Source organism: Lederbergia sp. NSJ-179, from assembly GCF_022867885.1.
Taxonomy (GTDB): domain Bacteria; phylum Bacillota; class Bacilli; order Bacillales; family Bacillaceae_C; genus Lederbergia.
Map to the genome: position 1 here is coordinate 1 of NZ_JALIFP010000039.1, position 19,642 is coordinate 19,642.

Below are 19,642 nucleotides of genomic sequence, written 5' to 3' on the forward strand. Positions count from 1 at the left end.
TATAAAGCTACATAAATCTACCAATATATGACAATAAAATATTTTAAAAATTCCCGGAATCATTAATGTTATCAAGGACTCCGGGAATTGAGTTGTGTGGTTGTACTGCAAAAGTAGCGCAATCATTGGAGCCAAAGAGTTCGGAACAATATGTTTAAAGATAATCGAATAATCACTTGCACCTAGGGCTCGTGCTGAATCGACATATTCAAAATTGGAAACCATTAAGACATTGGCCCGCATCGTTCTCGCATAGGTTGGAATCGAGCCAACACTTAGCGCAATGATCAAATTCACCGTATTGGCGCCAAAAGCTGCGATAATCGCAATTGCTAATAATATACCCGGAACGGCATATAAAATATCCAATAATCGCATAATGATATTATCTGTACGGGGGCCATAATACCCAGAAATGGCTCCAAGTACACCACCAATGATTGCTGGTATAAGAGTAGAAGCTAATCCAACCATAAGGGATATTCTAGCACCGAAAACGATTCTAGAAAATAAATCGCGGCCAAAATTATCTGTCCCTAACGGATATTCCATACTAGGAGTTTGCAGAATGGCTTCATAACTATTTTCAACAGCCATTTCGTAATCAAACGTAAAGGGACTACAAATGGAAAGGGAAAAAATAAAGACGATAAAGAAGAAACCAAGCATGGCCATATTATTACGAATAATCTTCCCCCACATGCCATTCCATTTTTCTATGCTTGATTGGTCGTTTCGCCATTTTATAAAGATATTAATGGCTAAGATAAGGGCAAATAAATTCCCGGTCAAACTAGTAACAAGCAGAAATATCGCCATGTATTTCATCCAAGCAGGCGGTTTGTCCTTTCCTGATTGCTTGGCAACTAGAAGGAGGACAACCAAATCAAATATAGCAACTCCTATCAGGACTAACATCGCCATTGGAAAGGAGTCTGTTACATATGGTTTGAACAGATTCAATGCGGAGACAGCAATAATGAAAATCTGAGTTAAAAGCATATAAGCAGCAAAAACATATTCGGTTGTTTTCACTTTTTTTATGAGCTGAAAAGCAAATGCAACAATAAATACATTTCCTGTCACAATCCCTGCTAGTAGAGGATATCCCCATTTCCTCGTAGCGGATCGAATTTCCCCCGTCTTTTTAAGATCAGCTTTGATCTTAAAGGTCACTGCAATTTGTATAAGAGTAAACAAAGCATAAACGGCAAATACAGTAAAAACAGAAGGTTTTAGTGCACCGCTTGAAAATTCAATGCTGTTGACCAGGAAAATAATCGTTAAAATCAACGACATAATCCATGTGAAATTGGCTTGTGTATATTCAGAAGATAATTTTAATGCATGCTTCAATTGAAAGCCTGCAGCTTCCGTACTCCTTGTTTCCATCCTCTCAACACCTGCTTCAATACTGTCTCATTTTCGAACGAATACGTGGATCAAAAAACGCGTAAGAAACGTCAATAATTAAATTAACAAGCGAAATCGTAATAGCTACATACACAACCCCACCCATCACACTTGGTATATCTGGAATAAATTGTTTATCGACAATATAGCTACCAATCCCACTGATATTAAATACTTTCTCTGTAACGGCTGCTCCGCCAAGCATACCGCCAAAAAGCAAACCAATCACTGTGATAACAGGAATAATTGCATTCCCAATCGCATGTTTCCAAAGAACATGGTTATAGCTTAATCCTTTCGAACGAGCTGTCACAATATAGTCTTCATTGACAACCTCAAGCATTGAAGAACGCGTCATCCTTGCAACGGATGCTGTTAAGGCAGTACCAAGAACAATAACAGGCATAATCATCGACAAAACATTTCCCGGGCTATACGTGGCAGGAAGCCAGTGTCCTTTGATTGAAAAGGTTAAAATAAAGATTAATCCTTGCCAAAAATTTGGAATCGACAAACCAATTAAGGCAAGAAACATAAAAGAATAATCGAAAAAAGAATTAGGCCTTGTCGCTGATATAATTCCAACGGGAATCGCAATGAGAATTGCCATGATTAAGGAAACCATCGTTAATGAAAAGGTAACAGGAAATTTATTCGCAATACTCGCTGCCACATCTTCATTTCCTGTAAATGAATTCCCCAAATCAAATGTAAGAATCCCTTTCACAGCCTCCCAAAGCTGAACAAGATACGGCTGATCTAAACCATATAGATGATTAAAAGCAGCGATCTGTTCCTTTGTCGCCGTTTCCCCCAAAATATTGGCTGCTGGGTTAAATGGTGAAATATATAAAATCGTAAAAACAAAAACAGCCACACCAAGAATGACAAATAAACTCATCACTAATCTTTCAAAAATATATTTGATATAAGAATTACTATAAATGAATAACAAGATGTACATAAGGATTCCCGGAATGAATGTCAATACAAAAAAGAGTGGGTGCTTCAAAAGAGATTGAAAAGTATGTTCAAATGTTACTCTTTTTATCCCTTTTTTTTCAAGTTGTTCGTTTGTTTGCTCGAAAAGAACTTTTTGAAATTGCTTATCCGACCATTTTTTTGCATGTTGTTTCATTTCCTTTGGAATAATCTTTTTAGAAAAAAATTCCTGTTTCCTTCGGTATTCATTTTCAAACTCTTCCATTAATTTTGCTTTGTAATCGGCAGCGACTAATTTCCCATGTGTCTCATTTAATATGGTGAAAGAAGGATCTTGCCTTCGTTTATATAAATAAATAAAAAAGACCAAAAGATGAACGGGAAGCCCTAGTAAGATCACCCAAAATTTGTATGATGACCTTGTTAGCATTTTTCCGTATGTGAAACTAAGCATTCCCAAAAAACGATAATGATTCGACATGTTTCTCCCTTCATTCACAAAGAAGCGGCCTCCTTCCTTTCCAGATTGAACAATTCCGATAGGCGTAGTATACTTTTAAGTAATAAACTTGTAAAGTAATTAGATAAATTTTATCATGAAGTCCATAAATATCAAAATATATCGGCAGGTGTAAGAATTTGGAACCTATACTAAAAGTAAATGATCTCCATATCTCATTTTTTTCTAGGGAAGAGGAATTTGAGGCTGTTCGTGGAGTCAGTTTTGAAGTTCATAAAGGGGAAACCGTCGGAATTGTAGGTGAATCTGGCAGTGGTAAAAGTGTCACCGCTCGAACCATTATGCGATTATTACCTTCTCCCCCTCCCATATTAAAAAAGGAGAGGTCTTTTTTCTTGGTGAGAATTTAGCCACTAAGAGTGAAAAAGAAATGGAGCACATCCGTGGGCGTGAGATTGGAATGATCTTTCAAGATCCGATGACTTCCCTTAATCCCACGATCCGCATTGGGAAACAAATTTCAGAAAGCTTAATTAAACACCAAAAGCTTTCGAAAAAAGAAGCCAAAGCACAAGCGATTGAAATGCTGAAGTTGGTCGGCATCCCCAATAGTGAAATGCGCTATCAGCAATATCCACATGAATTTTCCGGTGGGATGAGGCAAAGAGTGATGATTGCAATCGCCCTTGCTTGTCGACCAACCCTATTAATTGCAGATGAACCAACGACAGCCTTAGACGTAACCATTCAGGCGCAAATTTTAAATGTAATGAAGGATATTCAAAAACGATTAGGCACATCGATTATCCTGATCACTCATGATCTTGGTGTTGTTGCGGGGATGTGTGATCGTGTTGTCGTCATGGAAAAGGGAGAAGTTGTCGAAACCGGAACAACGGAGGAGATATTTGCTGCTCCCAAACACCCTTATACACAAAAGCTTTTACATGCTCTTCCGAGATTAGACGAAAAAAAGAAACCGAAACCGACTCCCTTTATGATCCCGAGCAAGGACTCAACCATTCCCCTACTCGATGTGCGTTCCCTTAAACAATATTTTGATATTGGCAAAGGGAATAAACTGAAAGCAGTAGATAATATTAGTTTTCAGATTCATCAAGGCGAAACACTTGGCTTGGTTGGAGAATCTGGATCGGGAAAGTCTACGACTGGAAGGACGATCTTACGGCTTTATGAACCAACCGATGGGGATGTTTACTATCAGGGAATGGCTGTCAATCGTTTTTCCAAGAAGGAAATGAAAAAAATGCGTCGACATATGCAAATGATTTTTCAAGATCCTTATTCTTCCTTAAATCCACGTTTTAAAGTATTAGATATTATTGGGGAAGCATTGGATATTCATGGGATCACGAAAAGTAAAGCCGAACGGAAACGAAAAGTGGAGGAATTGCTCGATATGGTTGGACTAGAGCCTGCCCATGCCGGGCGTTATCCCCATGAGTTTTCAGGTGGGCAGCGTCAACGGATTGGGATTGCCCGTGCGCTTGCCGTCGACCCTCGTTTTATTGTCTGTGATGAGCCTTTATCTGCATTAGATGTATCGATTCAAGCACAGGTTGTCAAACTGTTAGAGGATTTACAGCACCGCTTAGGATTAACCTATTTATTTATTGCCCATGACTTATCCATGGTCAAGCATATTAGTGACCGCGTTGCTGTCATGAATGCTGGAAAAATTGTCGAGCTGGCAGAAAGCGAAGAACTGTATGCAAACCCACAGCATGAATACACGAAGTCGCTTTTATCGGCTATTCCCATTCCAGACCCAAAGGTTGAAGCCAAAAAGAAAAGAGAACTGATGTCAGAACAAATGGAAGTCGATAAATATAATTTGCGAAATTCAGAATTAGTTGAAGTTTCCATGGGGCATTGGGTGGCATTGCCGAAAAAGAAACAGTAACATGACAAATAAAACCGGCAACTGTTGAAAAATGTTTTTAAAGTTTGACATATTTCCCGAGAAATATTTAAGGGAGAATCCAAAAGGTCGACAAACACGAAGGGGCAGAAATAAGTATTTAACTTATTTCTGCCCCTTCTCAATTCTGTCTTTCGTTTACTCTCCCTTTCTCCCTCATATATATCCATCGTTTATTTATGAAAAGACTGTGAATCTTCTGTGCGTTAACTACTTATTCATGATTGTTGTGGTAAACTGAATGAAGGTCAAGGGCAACCTGTTGGCAGGCTCAAAGCACCACGCCCTGTCACTTCGCCTGCACTAGTACGTTCTTGTACGTCGCAACGCCTTTGTGACCTGCGTCCTGCAAGCCCGAATAGAAACAATCAAAAATGGAGTGTACAATCGAATGAACGAAAAAACAAATCAAACCCAGTTAGATCATAAACGCAATTACAAACCAGTGATTATAACGATTTCCGTTGTTTTAATCGGGGCCATTGCTGTCCTTTCAGGAATGCCAGGAGTGGAGGATTTTGATGCCTTTGATGTCACTCTCCTCCCCCTATTTAACGCGATTTTTAATAGCTTTACTTTTGTGTTTTTATTATGTGCTTTTATTGCGATCCGCAAGCGTAACATTAAAGTACATCGTCGCTTTATCTATTCAGCCTTTGTAACAACTTCTTTATTTCTAATTACTTATGTGGCTTTTCATTATTTATCTCCTTCCACACCATATGGTGGATCAGGTTTTATGGCTGGTTTGTATTATTTTCTTCTTATTACCCATATTTTATTGGCAGCCGCCATTGTACCACTCGCCTTGACAACTGTGGCCCGTGCTTGGAATATGGAGAATGCCCGGCATAGAAAAATTGCCCACTGGACAATGCCGATTTGGCTATATGTCAGTCTATCTGGCGTATTAGTTTATATCATGATTTCCCCTTATTATTAAGAAAAGCGCAAGGCGCCCGTTTAATGGATGAACGGCTAAGTTCGCGCCGTCCTGGCGCAACGCCGTTCTGACCTACATCGTGTAGGCCTCCGACAAGAAATGTTCTAGACAAAGTATGTCCTCACTTCCAAAGTGAGGATTTTTTCGTTTCATTGTTTCTTTAATCATTTTATTATGAGTTCCCCAATAGGATTTGTTATACTTGAAAATAGAGAGAGTTTCGCTTGTATTCTTTCACATCATTTGGAAGATAATGAAAAACCTAGTAATATAACATAAAAGGATTTATTTGTCCAAATCCAAAGAAGCTAAAAGAAGGCTTTCCGACATCATTCACATGCAATCATAAAGGACGATTTACATAAAATGATCATGCAATTCATATTTTTCTTGGAAGGTGCGTTCAATCATGGAGAAAAGCATAAACACAACACGTTATTTAGAAGTTATGGGTAATTATCCTACTGGCGTTACTGTTGTGACAACACTGGATGACCAAAAGACCCCTCTTGGATTAACGGTTAATTCATTTACCTCCCTTTCTTTAGATCCGTTATTAGTGTTATGGTCGATTGATAAAAAGGTCTCCTCGTACTCTGTTTTTACGAAAACAAAACAATTTGCAATCAACGTATTAGCCAGTGATCAAGGTGATCTCTGCTCATTATTTGCCCGCAAAAATACCGACCGCTTTAACCAATGCGAATGGCATCTTTCTAAGCTGAATTTGCCCATTCTTTCAGGATCGGCTGGAGTTTTACAATGTAAAACCTATAAAACAATAGAGGCAGGAGATCATACGATGCTCATTGGGGAAGTCATTGATATTTTAAATGAAAATAAAAAACCGCTTTTATATCATCAAAGAAAAATGGGGGAAATCCCGGAAAGTTTTTATCAATAATGTCATGATTACAATAGGAGTTAGCCCTATGAATAAGGGGAACATGGGGGTTTTCCATGATTACAATTGGAATTGATCTAGGGTTTAGTTGCATACTGGGATCAATATAAGCCGCGCCTCATTCCGAATGTATTAGGTAAATAGCTTACTTTCTCGACTGTGAGTAGAGATGAAGCGGAGAAATACTGGTTGGACAGGAGCAAAGGAGAGACTTGTCACTCATCCATATGAAACATAACAACAATTGGCAGTACATCGAAACACTCTAGGGTAAAGCCTAACCGAAATTCATCTCTCCTTATTATTGGGCCTCGCCCTGCACATGATTGAAGCGGGAAACTTCTTTCGGAAATCCTTTAAAAACGGAGGTTGGTTTTTATGAAAGTGAAAGAGGCAAAAACGAACGCGGTCGAATGGATTCAGACACAGGCATGTCATGAAAAGGGCTATGGGGGAGCTTATTTTAGCGGCTCTATTATCGGAGCTTCAGATGACACTGAGATATCACCATCCTCCGATGTTGATATTGTCGTTGTAATGGAAGAAGAACCGCCTCTTAAACTAGGAAAGTTCTTTTATAAAGGGACACTCTTGGAAATCACTTACTTATCTTGGAATCAATTAACCTCTGCCCAAAACGTCTTAACATCCTATCATTTAGCTGGCAGCTTTCGAGTTGATACGATTATCGATGATCCGACTGGCCAGTTGCGCCGCTTACAAACCGAGGTATCACAGCATTATTCAGAATGGACCTGGGTTCGGCGGCGCTGCAAAAATGCTTTGCAAAAAGTTGAGAATGGTTTACGTTCCATTGATGCTGCCGCTCCTTTTCATGAACAAGTAACTGCATGGATGTTTCCAACCGGGGTCACGACCCATGTGATCCTTGTAGCGGCCTTAAAAAATCCAACTGTAAGAAAACGCTATCTCGCTGCTCGGGAGGTGTTAATAAATTATGGACATGAAGCGCTTTATGATGACCTATTGGAATTATTGGGCTGTGCCCAAATAACCCCCGAACAGGTGCAGCATCATCTTTACGAACTTGGCAGAACATTCGATCAAACAGTGGCTGTTGCTAGGACTGCATTTCTCTTCAGTACGGATATTACGATGGAAACACGTCCGATTGCCATTGATGGAAGCTATGCCCTTATCGAAACAGGGAATCACCGGGAAGCTGTGTTTTGGATTATTGCGACATTTGCACGTTGCCACACGATTCTAGCCGCCGATTCTCCAGATCTACATCTTGAACACTTACCAACCTTTCAAGCTGCTGTTCGTGATTTAGGGATTACATCCTTTGAAGATCTGACCAACCGGGCTAAAAAAGTGATTCAATTTCTACCGACATTGTGGGAAGTGGCGGAAGATATTTTATCTAAAAACCCCAATATTCATCATTAAGATTTTATTAGTTCTTCATTAGCGATATTAGCTTACTTTCATGACAACCGATGGACGAAAATGCATAATATACGGTTGTCATGAAACGCTTATGACTACCGGGTAAACGAAGAAGTACGACTTTCATGCTTCATGAAGCGTTCTGGATCTACATTTTTGACGAGTCCCACTTTTTCGTAGATCCAGTCCCATCTTGGTTCTACGTTTTTGCTGATCACGCGACTTTTCTACACCCAAACCCATCTTGGTTCTACGTTTTCGCTGATCTCGCGACTTTTCGTACACCCAAACCCATCTTGGTTCTACGTTTTTGCTGATCTCGCAACTTTTCGTACACCCAAACCCATCTTGGTTCTACGTTTTCGCTGATCACGCGACTTTTCATACATCCAAACCCATCTTGGTTCTACGTTTTCGCTGATCACGCGACTTTTCGTACACCCAACCCTACTTTTGACTACTACCTAGAATGATTTGGCTCCTCTATAGATAATTTTTGTCCTACTTGGATACTATTGGGATCACTAAGCTGATTCCATTCCACAAGATTTGCTTCTGTTACTCCAAATTTCTTAGCAATGCTACTAAGTGTGTCTTCAGCTTGGACAATATAGGTGCTCCCCTCTTCATCGTTCGAGTTAGAGGATACATCATCGGATATTTCCAAATGCTGTTTCAAAATATCTTGGTATTTCTTTACCTCTTCTTCGTCGGGAAAATAATACCAGTACTTTCCAATATACCCTCCCTTACCTTTTTCAAATTGAAGTTGTTCGATATTTTTTTCAATCCCCTTATATTGTTGTTGAAGGCTCATCATTTCCTTAAAGGAAAAATTTGTTTTGACCTGGTCTCCTAATTCATCCAACACATCGTCATACTTTAATAAAGAGGAAAAGCTTCTTGCCTTATTTAATATCGCTTGGATGATTTGCTTTTGTCTCACCTGCCGACCAAAATCTCCCCGTGGGTCTTGTTTGCGAATTCGCGAAAAAATAAGCGCATCCTTTCCATTCATTGTGACTTCACCTTTAGGAAAATGATATTTTTTATATTTTAAATCCATATCATTATCCACTGTAACACCGCCAAAAGCATCAATAATTCCCATAAATCCTTCCATATTTACCTTCACATAATAGTCAATTGGAATATCCAAAAAATGTTCCACCGTAGCAATCGACATTTCGACTCCGCCACGAGCATATGCGTGATTGATTTTTTCTGTTGTCCCATTTCCAACGATTTCAGTCCGTGTATCCCGTGGAATACTTAACATCTTAATCGTATTTAGTCTAGGATTAACTGTCGCCACAATCATTGTATCGGATCGTCCTACATCATGCTCCCCTTCATCAATCCCTAAAAGGAGAACTGAAAACGGGTCTTTATCTTGGATCGAAACTTCCTCTTCTCGCTTATCTGATTTATTTACCTTCTCGTGCATATTATCCAATGCCGAAGAAAAGGAAAAATAGAGATTGGCCGCATACACACCTACACCAATGACAATGATGAAAAGGATACTTAAAAAACCCCAAAGAATTTTGTTTCTTTTTTTCCGCTTTGTTTTGTTTGCTCTCATACTTTTCTCCCCATAATTTTGTTTATTTTTCTTCCAATAAGGACGTCATAATCTTCTCTATTTCTTGTTTAGATAGTTGTCAGCAAAAATGACCATTGGCGGGCTGTCCAACTTTAGCAGAAACAATCATTTTCATACCTGTCACATTACTATCATCAAATTTAAATCCAAAGGGGTCCCTATCCCCTTTTGCAACTTCAGATATTTTCCCTTTTTTCTTTTTTTAATATCTTTATTCGCTCCTTTTCTAAGTTAACATATATGTCCTCGAAAAAGTTTATTTTTTTTAAAAGATAATAGTATAAAATTTGGCTAAGTGTTGGGATCTAGCATCAGCGCCTAACCCTGAGAGGCTCGCAGGATGCTGGTCAGAACGTCGTTGCGATTGTCATCCGCAATTAGAATTAGCCGTTCTTCCTATACCAAGGTGCTTGAGCTTTTCTTATTATTTTATTATCATACCTCCATTTATTAAATAATCCCATATTTTTTTACACACGAAAAAGTTCCGAGTAAGATGCCCCCGGAACTCCATGTTCTTATTTCCCTTTATTCAAACGTCTAGACATATTTTATGTGTTAATTATGAAGCAATCAAATCTCAACTGTATTGATTCATAAGAAAACCATTATATTTTAAAATCACTTTGGCCGGTAAAAGACCTTCTTCTACTCTTAACTCCATCTTTGACCTCACACGCCAATAACTTCAGTTTTTTCTTTAGAGATATGGAAGACTTTTTCTGGATTTTCCTATGAGTTTTTTTGTATGCAAATTGGAACTATTCTTTTACCTCTAATGGATGTTCTTCATGTTCATGTAAGCCTTCGTTATTCTCAACGTGGATTTTGATGTGGTAGGAGCCAGTTTCCTCAAAGGTAAATCGTGAAGAATATTCCCCTGCGCTTTCTTCTTTAGCATCCAGCCACTGATGACTTTCATTTCCTTCTTTCCATATTTCGTAACGAACATTCGCTTCTTTCATCGGCTCCTGATTATCCTGGATATGGACAACCAAGTCCGTTTCTTCTCCTTTGTTTACATTTTCCGGTATCATAAAATGCATACTAAAGCCCTCTGCATGGTCTCCATGCTCGTGTTCACCATGATCATGATTTTCCTCCGCAGCGCCTTCTCCTACAGTCACAGCTTGTTTGGGCATATTATGCATCCCTCTTGCCGTCACATGTACTTGAACGGTAAAAGCGCCATCATGGTCAAAAGTCGTTTCAGCCTCATAGGTTCCGTCTTGATTATTTTTGGCCGCAATCATAACGCTGTCGTCTTTTTTTCCTTCCTCCCAAACTTCAAATTCCACTTCATCAGCATCTGCAACATCTTCATCTCCCTGTGTTACAACAGCTTTCAAATCGACATTTTCATCTACTTGAACATGTTCAGGTACTTCCAACTTAACTTCCAATATCGCCGGCATTTCCTCTTTTTCATTACTATCCGTTCCTTTACCACAAGCGGCCAATAGAACGAAAACAATCGCCAACATCATAAACCCTAATTTTTTTTTCATATTATAAAATTCCCTTTCTATTAAAATTGACATTTTCATCTACTTCTCGAAATGCCGACATGTTCTTCCAGACATTTTTTGCTGAATTGCCTGAATGACGTTCCCAAAATGATACAGTTCGCCCTCAAACCCTTTTTGAAACTGTTTTGCCTCGTCCATTGACTCAAAAACAATTACTTGTGGCTCGCAACAATGTAAATTTAAGGAAGTTCCCATCATAAATGTCGCCATTTTTGCACTAATCGTTGTATCTTTCAAAAAGTCACGGCAGATCATTTGAGAAACCTCTTGTTCAATGTCTTGATAACGTAATAAACCACAATGAGCACAGCAAGCTGTTTCAATTTCTTGATCCGACTTAATCAATTGAACAGCAAACCTAGAATGGATTGGTTTCAAACAATAGGAACAAACATTAGAAGAATTCGGCGTCTTCGGTTGAAGAGAAATTCCTTTCGATGTCTTTAAGACCTTTTTCTGCTCAATGAGCGGTTTTATATCCCTATAAACTGTCATTTCCGAGACATCTAGTCGCTTACTTATTTCAGATATACGTAGTGTTTGTTCTTTTTCTAACCATAATAGAATTTGTTGTTGCCGTTTAATGGGTAACAATCTTATCTTCACCTCTCTATCGACCTGAGAACACTCTACGTTTCCTTACCTAAAACTACTAAATCAGGGGATTAAATACAAGCAGATCAATGTGAAAATATGTGAATAATTGTTGAAAAGTAACAAAATCGTCAAACTTCATACAAGAGGCTTATTGTCTTTACCCTTTCAAATATTGCCTATTATAAAATTATTCTTGACTCTTTTCCTTAATCGCTATAGGATTAAATAACAATGTTTCTTATGGCAAAAAAACATCAGCATCCAAGCTATTTCAATAACCAATTGGATGATAAGAAGGGCAACTGAAATAGGTCTTCTAACCGCTTCTTCCAATTTACAGAAGAGGTTATGCTGATTTAAAGGAGTGGGGGAAAATGACAAAAACATTGGCAAAGGCACCTTTTCGTGCAGATATTGTAGGTAGTTTTTTACGCCCGCAGTCATTAAAAGAAGCAAGAAAGCAATATCAAGAAGGACAAATAAGCAAAGAGGATCTACGTGCGGTTGAGGATTTGGAAATTGCTAGACTAGTAGAAAAGCAAAAAGAACTTGGTCTACAAGTGGTAACAGATGGCGAATTTCGTAGAAAATATTGGCATGCTGACTTTATTGGGGCTCTTGAAGGCATTCGCACCGTTGAAGTAGAAGTTCCCGGATTCTTTCAAGGGGAAATGCAAAAGCTTACATCCTATACTGTTGCGTCACCTTTGAAATTCCCTGAAGACCATCCATTTTTAGCTGATTTTCACTATTTGAGGGAAATTGCAGGAGATCATACAGCCAAACTCACGATTCCTGGACCAAATATGGTTTTTCATTCGGGGGTTGTGAATAGCCAGATCTATGCTGACAATCCTTCCTATCCATCGATTGATGCTGTTGCGAAAGATATTTCCAAGGTGTACCAGGATGCCATTCAAGCATTTTATGATGCAGGTTGTCGCTATTTACAACTTGATGACACGAGCTGGGGAGCCTTTTTCAGTCAAGAATCTCGTGAGAAAATCGAAGCTAAAGGTTGGAATGTGGATGAGCTAATGGAGAAATTCGCTGATATTACGATCGATGCCATTGCCCATAAACCAAATGATATGGTGATTACAATGCACGTTTGCCGAGGTAACTTCAAATCTGCGTGGTTATATGAAGGGGATTATGAAGCTGTAGCAAAGCATTTATTTTCTCGGGTCAATGTCGATGCATTCTTTTTAGAATTCGATAATGAACGCTCAGGTGATTTCGAGCCACTCCGTTTTATCAAAAAGCAAAATGTTGTATTAGGGTTGATCACTACGAAAACAGCAGAATTAGAGGATCCAGAAGAAATCAAGAAAAGAGTGGCAGAAGCCGCAGAGTATGTTGATCTCGACCATCTATGTCTAAGCCCACAATGTGGCTTCGCTTCTACAGAAGAAGGAAACCTCATCACTGAGGAAGAGCAATGGGCAAAAGTGCGCCATGTTGTTGAAATAGCGCATGATATCTGGGAGGAATAGTCACAAACCGGAATGATAAATACTCTATAATGATCTAAAACCCCATCTCTTTCTAATCAATCATAAGGGGATGGGGGTTTTTGTTAGATTGGAATCTTCTGGTATCATTAAATAATCAAAAAAAGCTTAAGATTTTCATTAACTGTTCTTCTGTTTTCACGGCTGATTTCGGGGACATGAGTAAACTACCATATCCAGGAATCGCTCGTGTCCGATATTCCCCATCTGGTCCCTCAATATAATTATGAACTCAAATTCCAGATCCGGATTAAGCTTCTTGGCAGCCTCGTACAGAGTGAGATATACCCAAGGTTTTTATTTAAACCATGGCGAATATTATCCCCGTCCAATACATATGTGCTCAGTCCTCCTTTCTAACTCTTGAAACATTTTGAAACATTATCTACGATTCATTAAGAGTAACTTTTTGATGCTGCTCCCTGTATTTACCAGGAGAACAATTCACGACTCTTCGAAATAATCTGCTAAAGAAGGCTGGATCATCATATCCCACTTTGATGGCTATATCGATGATCTTATCATTTGTTTCAGTTAAAAAATATTTAGCTTTTTCAATTCGAATAACCTGTAGCATTTCGACAACAGTTTGATTTGTTTCTTGTTTAAAAAGACGATTTAAATGGCGTGAGCTAATCATAAATAGCTTGCACAATGAAGGGATCGAAATTTTTTGATCATAATTTCTCGCCAGATAGCCACACACACGCCGAACCAAAAGATTGCTTGATTCGATTGTCGCTGGATCCTGTTGGTTTGATTGCTGTTCATTGTAAATGCGAGATAATAAAATTAATAATTCTACCAATTGTAGGCGAATGAGGGTCGGATAACATGAACCTTCCCTCGCATATTCATACATCATTCCTTCTAACAAGGAATATACTCGCTCAGAATAAGTTCCTTTCAGATTTAAAAGATGATGAAATCGCTCTCTATTATCTAAAAATGGATGAATATAAAAATAATCCATAGATTGTGAAACACCAAGTTCCTTTAACCAAGAATCTTGAATTAAATTAGGAAGAAAGAGGCAGTTGATAATATCAATTTTTTTCCCTGGTTCAACTTGGAAAGTATGAACCTCTCCGGGATTGATAATAAAAATATCGTTTGTTTGAATACGATAAGTTTGGCCATTAAAAACATGCTTTGCCTCGCCTTTTACCACGTAAACCAATTCAATAAATTCATGAGAGTGGGCAGGTGGAACATTAACGGAATCATGCCGATATTGTCGAATCCAAAATGGAAATTCATCATTTTTCATATATTCTTGACTTCGATACCTAGTTGCACTCATCTTCAATCCTCCCTTATGGATTAAGGTGAAAAAGTAGAGCGAGTAGAAAAAATTTTAGTGATCAGAAATCGCTGAATTTTATGAAGCAACAACTAATCAGTCATTTTCCTAATCGTTATGTTTCATTCGATCTGTTTATCGTCAAGTCCTCTGAAAATAATAAATACCGACGCTTATCGAATAATGCCTTAGCCAATCGCCCAATTTTGTTGAATAACTATAGAAATAAAAGCAAGTAGGAGATGGCCATTTCCATTGCCTAAAGTAATTCTTCCCTACAAAACGCTCTCTCTACTTTATTTTTTTCGTTCCTGTTTGAGTGCTTTCACTTCAACGACAGCTCCATTTTCTTGATGCGACCGAATCGCTGTCTCTATCACTTCCTGTGCAGCCAGGGCTTCCTTTCCTGAACCACTTATTTCATCTGGTGGAACATTCAAAGTAATTTCATTGACGAAGGTATGAAGTCGATTTTTAAACGTAGCATTAAACCCTTCCATTCCTGTTAAAACCGAATTACGAATGACGGTTAATTCGGATTGATGATGGGGATAAAAAGTAGCTTCATTATACACATCCTCAATCACAAATCGCCCTTTTGTCCCTGCAACCTCACATTGCTCAATCGGATGTCGATTATCCATATCATAGCTTCCTGTTAAATGGCCCACCGCTCCTGAGGCGAATTCCATATTAATGGAGGCCGTTGACCAAACCTTTCTTCCAGGTGCTTTCGTCATAAATGCTTGCACCCGCTTAATTTCTCCGCCAAAATAGCGCATGACATCCACCGAGTGAGGATGCAGAGCGCGAAGATGAATCCAAGGTGTTGACTCATTTTGATTGCCGATGGTTAATTTCATATTCACATATAATAAGGAACCAAGATTTCCATGATCAATCCATTCCTTAGCCTTAGATGCGGCTGGTGCAAAGCGGTGATTCAAATTACAAGCAATTCTTACCCCTTTTTCCTGTGCAAAAGCGATCATTTCTCTTGCTTCTGAAAGCTGGTTGGAAAGGGGCTTCTCTACTAATACATCTTTCCCCTTTTCAATGGCAATCATGGCGGGTTCAAAGTGATGGGATCCATTTTCAATCCCGCCTGTTGCAATACTGACCACATCAATTTCTTCATGGGCTAATAGTGCTTTAATGTCTGTATAGGCCTTTACACCAAATTGCTGTGCGGCTGCTTCCGCAAGCTTTTGATCCAGATCGCAAACCGCCACCAATTCGACATCTGGTATTTCTTGATAATAACGACAATGTACTTTTCCGATATGACGTACACCAACAACAGCCGCTTTTAACAAAAACATCATCCTTTCTGTGATAAATGTAGATGTTCACATCTTTACTCGTTTTGGCGATTTATTTGTGAGTCTTCCCTGTTCTTGTGTTGTTTCTGATTCGTTTGCGAGACGTGCGCTATTCATAACGACCCAATTATCGTTTTCTCACCCTTTTCGGGCGTTATAAAGGCTTCATAACTACCCTATTGATCCTTCCTCACCCTTTTCGGGCGTTATGAACGCTTTATAACGACCCAATTGATCTTCCTTCACCCTTTTCGGTCGTTATGAACACTTCATAACGACCCAATCTTTCTTTCCTCACCCTTTTCAGGCGTCATGAACCGGATTCTGCGCGTTATTTTCAGTTTATTCGCGATATGGATGATCTTCCCTATACTTTCGATTCATCTGCTTTTTCCTCATCCTTGTCCTTTGCTTGCAAATCCTGTGCTGTTTCGATCGAACCAATATACATAGAATCATAAGCTTCTTGAGAGGTTTTAAAAGGGCCTTGATCTAGGCCATGCCACTGCAGGTTCGTATACATGGGATTTGTTCTTCCTGTCGCATGCTCTCTTTTTGCAATATGGGCCTCCATTCTTTCCGTCAATGTTTTCACCATCTCTGGTTCTCGTTCCGCTAGATTATTTAATTCAAGTGGATCAGTAAAAATATTATAGAGTTCCACTTCAGGCTTAAAATGAATATCTGGTTCCAAGGAACGAATTAATTTCCATTCCGGCGTTCTCCAACCGTGCTTGCGCATCCACGTACATTCCGTAATATAAAATTCAGATGTTTTTTGAAAACTTTGGTTATCGTTATTCACGAGTGAGAGTAAACTTTGTCCATCAAACGAAATATCTGTTTCAATATCAAGTAACTCCAAAATGGTTGGTGTTAAGTCCTTGATCAAAGTAATGTCTTCCACTCTCTTCCCCGCAGGCAATTTTCCGGGAAATTTAAGAATTAACGGAACAACAAGAGTAGGTTCATAGAGTCCGTGATGATCATACCAACATTCATGTTCATTCAATGTTTCCCCATGGTCAGATGTAATAATAATTAAGGTTTCCTCCTCAATCCCTAGGGATTCCACGGTTGTTAAAATATTTTGAATGCAGGCATCCATATAAGCAATGGCGCCATCATATTGCGCATCCACATAGTCAGCATCTGTACAACCTTCTGGCAACCATGAAGTGATATAATCCGCGAATGGTTTAAAGTTTTTTAGTTTATCCAAAGACGTATTCGCAGGATCACACTCATTTCCATCATAAAAAATACGATCAAACGGTTGTGGTGGTAAATAAGGTGAATGAGGATCCATATGACGCATAAATAAGAAAAATGGTTGATCCTCTTCTACCAATCTCTTTAATTCAGGGATCGCTACCTGATTTAGATGCTCTGCTTTGCGACTTTTTCCCGTTTCATCTGGCCCCCATCCTTCATAATTGAGATATTTCTGAAAACCGCGGGAAGATGGATTACCAGTGAATCCGACACAGGTTGTTTGGTAGCCATTTTCCTCAAGTATTTCTGGAAGAGTTTGTACATGGTCCCCTAATGGGCCTTTATGGCGTAATGCAACCACATCGGTTCCAAAACAATCCATCCCCGTTAACATAGAAGCATAGCCAGGTGTGGTGGGAATACTTGGGCTAAAATAGTTTTCAAATAATACGCCATCTTTTGCAAATTTATCAATATGTGGAGTTGTTAAGCGTTTATAACCGTAAGCACTCATATGGTCCCTACGGAGACTATCAATTCCGAACATAATAATATTGGGCTTTTTCATGGTTCACCATCTCCTTTTAAAAAGGGAGTTGTTCACACTCCCCTACTCTTTTCCCATTTTCTCATCTCGTGAACAGACCGCTGTTCGAAAAAGCGATCCGATGGGACAATCTCTCTTACTCTTTTACCATTTTCTCTCGTGCACCTAAAGCCTGTAAGCAGGCATTTAAATACCCATAACTTTCAGCCGCAACAATGGAAACATCCGCTAAAGAATGTTGGTTTGCACCGATTACTTCAAGACATACCGGTCCATCATAATTTCCATCTACTAATGCCTTGCAGTAGGCGAATAAATCAATATCTCCACGTCCACATGCTTGGTTTTGAATATCTCCAGGTCCGGCTGTTCGGCCTTTACAATCACGAATATGCACATGTTTCATTCTACTTAACACTTTTGGCAGTTCATCTTCCGGATTTTCATTTCCGCGATAAATATGGCTAGGATCCATATCGATTCCAAAAGCAGGCGACGCAATATCGTTCATTGCTTGTAAAGTTGTAGGTGTGTTATAGATGGCCTGCCCTACATGTGCCTTCACACATAGAGTGACCCCATATTCTTCCGCTTTTTTCGATAAGGAGCGAAGTGTTTCAATCGAATGGAGCAAGCTGTCTTCATCCCCCGATTTTCCGCCGGGCCCTACATTAATAATCGGAATCCCCAGTTCAGCCCCGGCTTCAAAAGCTTTCGTCAAGCGCTCTTCATCGAGAGAAGCTACTTCCATTGATAAAAATTCTAATCCATTATCCTCCACAATCGCTTTTAATTCTGCTGCTTGTTCACGCCAACGATCTAGTTCGAGATGTTCACACATTCCCTTAATGGCAGCAATCTCCACACCATCATATCCACAACGAGCAATCTGCTTTGCAGCCGTAGCAAAATCAAAGTCTTTGAATAAGACAGAATTCACACCAAGTTTCATTATTTTATCCCTCCCGGAATTCGTTCGAGATCTTTCACATTAACAATGGTCCCAGTCTCCCATGAACGTATCGCTGCTTCAATAATCGTTTGCGCTTTCAATGCGTCTTCCCCAGAACCATTCACCTGGTCATGACTAACACCTGTATGGAGCTGATCCACAAAAGAATTGATGCGACTTTTAAATGTTTCCGGAAAGGCACGCATACCACCCAAATAACTATATTTCTCCGTTTCAATACTATTTCGTGGATAGAAAGTTAAATGCTCACAAGCATCTTCCAATACAAAACGTCCCTTCGATCCAACCACTTCACAAAGCTCTAGTCCATAACTTGGACCAGCATCATAACTACCGACAAGATTTCCGATTGCTCCATTTTCAAATTCCAAAATGATTTGGGCATTCGACCAAATCGTCCGCCCTTCCCCTTTCATCATAAAGGCGGCTACCCGTTTGACATCACCACAAAAATAACGAATGACGTCAAACGAATGAGGATGTAAAGCGCGAAGATGGAACCATGGTGAGCTTTCGGCAGGATTATTAATCCACATTCTCATATTAATCATGTGAATTTTCCCTAAGCGGCCCGCTTCTATCCATGATTTGGCACGTTCAGCCGCCGGGGTAAATCGATGATTCAGATTGACCGCATAAGGAATTTGTTTAACCCTCGCAAGTTCCACCATTTCCTTCGCTTCTTCCAGTTTATTGGAGATCGGCTTCTCCCCTAATACAGGAATCCCTGCTTCTAGTAATTCCATTGTTGGCGCATAATGCTCACTTCCATTTTCTTCTCCCTTTGTACAGACACTGACTAAATCTAGACGAATGTTACTTGCAAGCATTTCCTCGACACTGTAAAAAGCTCTTGCACCGTATCGTTTGGCCGCTTTATCTGCCTTTTCTTTGATAATGTCACAAACTGCCACAATCTCAGTATCTGGATTTTCCATGCAAACAGGGGCATGCGTATTGCCAATATTCCCCACACCAACAATTGCTACATTTAATGTCATGAAATCACCCTTCTCCGA

The 19,642-nt window shown here is 39.3% G+C and carries 15 protein-coding genes and 1 pseudogene; 5 read left to right on the forward strand and 11 right to left on the reverse strand.

The window, feature by feature from the left end; translation table 11 throughout:
* A partial coding sequence (locus tag MUB24_RS19270; protein WP_244706998.1) for an ABC transporter permease occupies positions 1-1,392 on the reverse strand: 1,392 nt, incomplete at its 3' end.
* A 16-nt stretch (positions 1,393-1,408) separates the two neighbouring features.
* Positions 1,409-2,854 carry an ABC transporter permease gene (locus tag MUB24_RS19275; RefSeq protein WP_396426785.1) on the reverse strand — a complete coding sequence of 482 codons (1,446 nt, stop codon included), beginning with the start codon at positions 2,852-2,854 and terminating at the stop codon, positions 1,409-1,411.
* Positions 2,855-2,994: 140 nt separating this feature from the next.
* Between MUB24_RS19275 and MUB24_RS23340 the strand changes: the two are divergent.
* From MUB24_RS23340 to MUB24_RS19300, 4 genes and pseudogenes are all read left to right on the forward strand, one after another.
* Positions 2,995-4,739 (forward strand): annotated as a pseudogene (locus tag MUB24_RS23340) (ABC transporter ATP-binding protein).
* A gap of 409 nt (positions 4,740-5,148) precedes the next feature.
* Complete coding sequence (locus tag MUB24_RS19290; protein WP_244707000.1) at positions 5,149-5,700, forward strand: DUF420 domain-containing protein; 552 nt, start codon at positions 5,149-5,151, stop codon at positions 5,698-5,700.
* A gap of 409 nt (positions 5,701-6,109) precedes the next feature.
* The gene (locus tag MUB24_RS19295; RefSeq protein WP_244707003.1) at positions 6,110-6,604 is read left to right on the forward strand and encodes a flavin reductase family protein; all 495 of its coding nucleotides are present in this window, start codon (positions 6,110-6,112) and stop codon (positions 6,602-6,604) included.
* Between the two features lie 378 nt (positions 6,605-6,982).
* Entirely contained in the window at positions 6,983-8,017 is a 1,035-nt protein-coding gene (locus tag MUB24_RS19300; RefSeq protein ID WP_244707005.1) for a hypothetical protein, read from the forward strand.
* Positions 8,018-8,477: 460 nt separating this feature from the next.
* On the opposite strand, the gene MUB24_RS19305 is transcribed toward MUB24_RS19300, so the two are convergent.
* The 3 genes from MUB24_RS19305 to MUB24_RS19315 all read right to left on the reverse strand — a co-directional run bounded on the left by MUB24_RS19305 (position 8,478) and on the right by MUB24_RS19315 (position 11,746).
* Positions 8,478-9,602, reverse strand: coding sequence for an LCP family glycopolymer transferase (locus MUB24_RS19305; RefSeq protein ID WP_244707007.1), 1,125 nt, complete (start codon positions 9,600-9,602; stop codon positions 8,478-8,480).
* Positions 9,603-10,384: 782 nt separating this feature from the next.
* Positions 10,385-11,131, reverse strand: a complete 747-nt coding sequence (locus MUB24_RS19310; protein ID WP_244707009.1) for a FixH family protein — start codon at positions 11,129-11,131, stop codon at positions 10,385-10,387.
* A gap of 39 nt (positions 11,132-11,170) precedes the next feature.
* Positions 11,171-11,746 (reverse strand): DeoR family transcriptional regulator, encoded by a 576-nt coding sequence (locus MUB24_RS19315; protein ID WP_280517077.1) that lies wholly within the window; start codon positions 11,744-11,746, stop codon positions 11,171-11,173.
* A gap of 377 nt (positions 11,747-12,123) precedes the next feature.
* Between MUB24_RS19315 and MUB24_RS19320 the strand changes: the two genes are divergently transcribed.
* Positions 12,124-13,245, forward strand: a complete 1,122-nt coding sequence (locus MUB24_RS19320; RefSeq protein WP_244707014.1) for a 5-methyltetrahydropteroyltriglutamate--homocysteine S-methyltransferase — start codon at positions 12,124-12,126, stop codon at positions 13,243-13,245.
* Positions 13,246-13,487: 242 nt separating this feature from the next.
* Here the strand turns inward: MUB24_RS19320 and MUB24_RS23550 are convergent, their stop codons facing one another.
* The 6 genes from MUB24_RS23550 to MUB24_RS19355 all read right to left on the reverse strand — a co-directional run bounded on the left by MUB24_RS23550 (position 13,488) and on the right by MUB24_RS19355 (position 19,624).
* The gene (locus MUB24_RS23550; protein WP_313898479.1) at positions 13,488-13,610 is read right to left on the reverse strand and encodes an adenylyl-sulfate kinase; all 123 of its coding nucleotides are present in this window, start codon (positions 13,608-13,610) and stop codon (positions 13,488-13,490) included.
* Positions 13,611-13,648: 38 nt separating this feature from the next.
* Positions 13,649-14,566: an AraC family transcriptional regulator gene (locus tag MUB24_RS19335; protein WP_244707016.1), complete on the reverse strand. Its 918-nt coding sequence runs from the start codon at positions 14,564-14,566 to the stop codon at positions 13,649-13,651.
* A gap of 296 nt (positions 14,567-14,862) precedes the next feature.
* Positions 14,863-15,882: a Gfo/Idh/MocA family protein gene (locus MUB24_RS19340; RefSeq protein WP_244707018.1), complete on the reverse strand. Its 1,020-nt coding sequence runs from the start codon at positions 15,880-15,882 to the stop codon at positions 14,863-14,865.
* A gap of 373 nt (positions 15,883-16,255) precedes the next feature.
* Positions 16,256-17,671: a sulfatase family protein gene (locus tag MUB24_RS19345; protein ID WP_244707020.1), complete on the reverse strand. Its 1,416-nt coding sequence runs from the start codon at positions 17,669-17,671 to the stop codon at positions 16,256-16,258.
* 115 nt (positions 17,672-17,786) lie between these two features.
* Positions 17,787-18,602, reverse strand: a complete 816-nt coding sequence (locus MUB24_RS19350) for a sugar phosphate isomerase/epimerase family protein (RefSeq protein WP_244707022.1) — start codon at positions 18,600-18,602, stop codon at positions 17,787-17,789.
* Positions 18,602-19,624 (reverse strand): Gfo/Idh/MocA family protein, encoded by a 1,023-nt coding sequence (locus MUB24_RS19355; RefSeq protein WP_244707024.1) that lies wholly within the window; start codon positions 19,622-19,624, stop codon positions 18,602-18,604. The genes MUB24_RS19350 and MUB24_RS19355 overlap by 1 nt, the downstream gene beginning before the upstream one ends.
* Between the last annotated feature and the right edge of the window lie 18 nt (positions 19,625-19,642).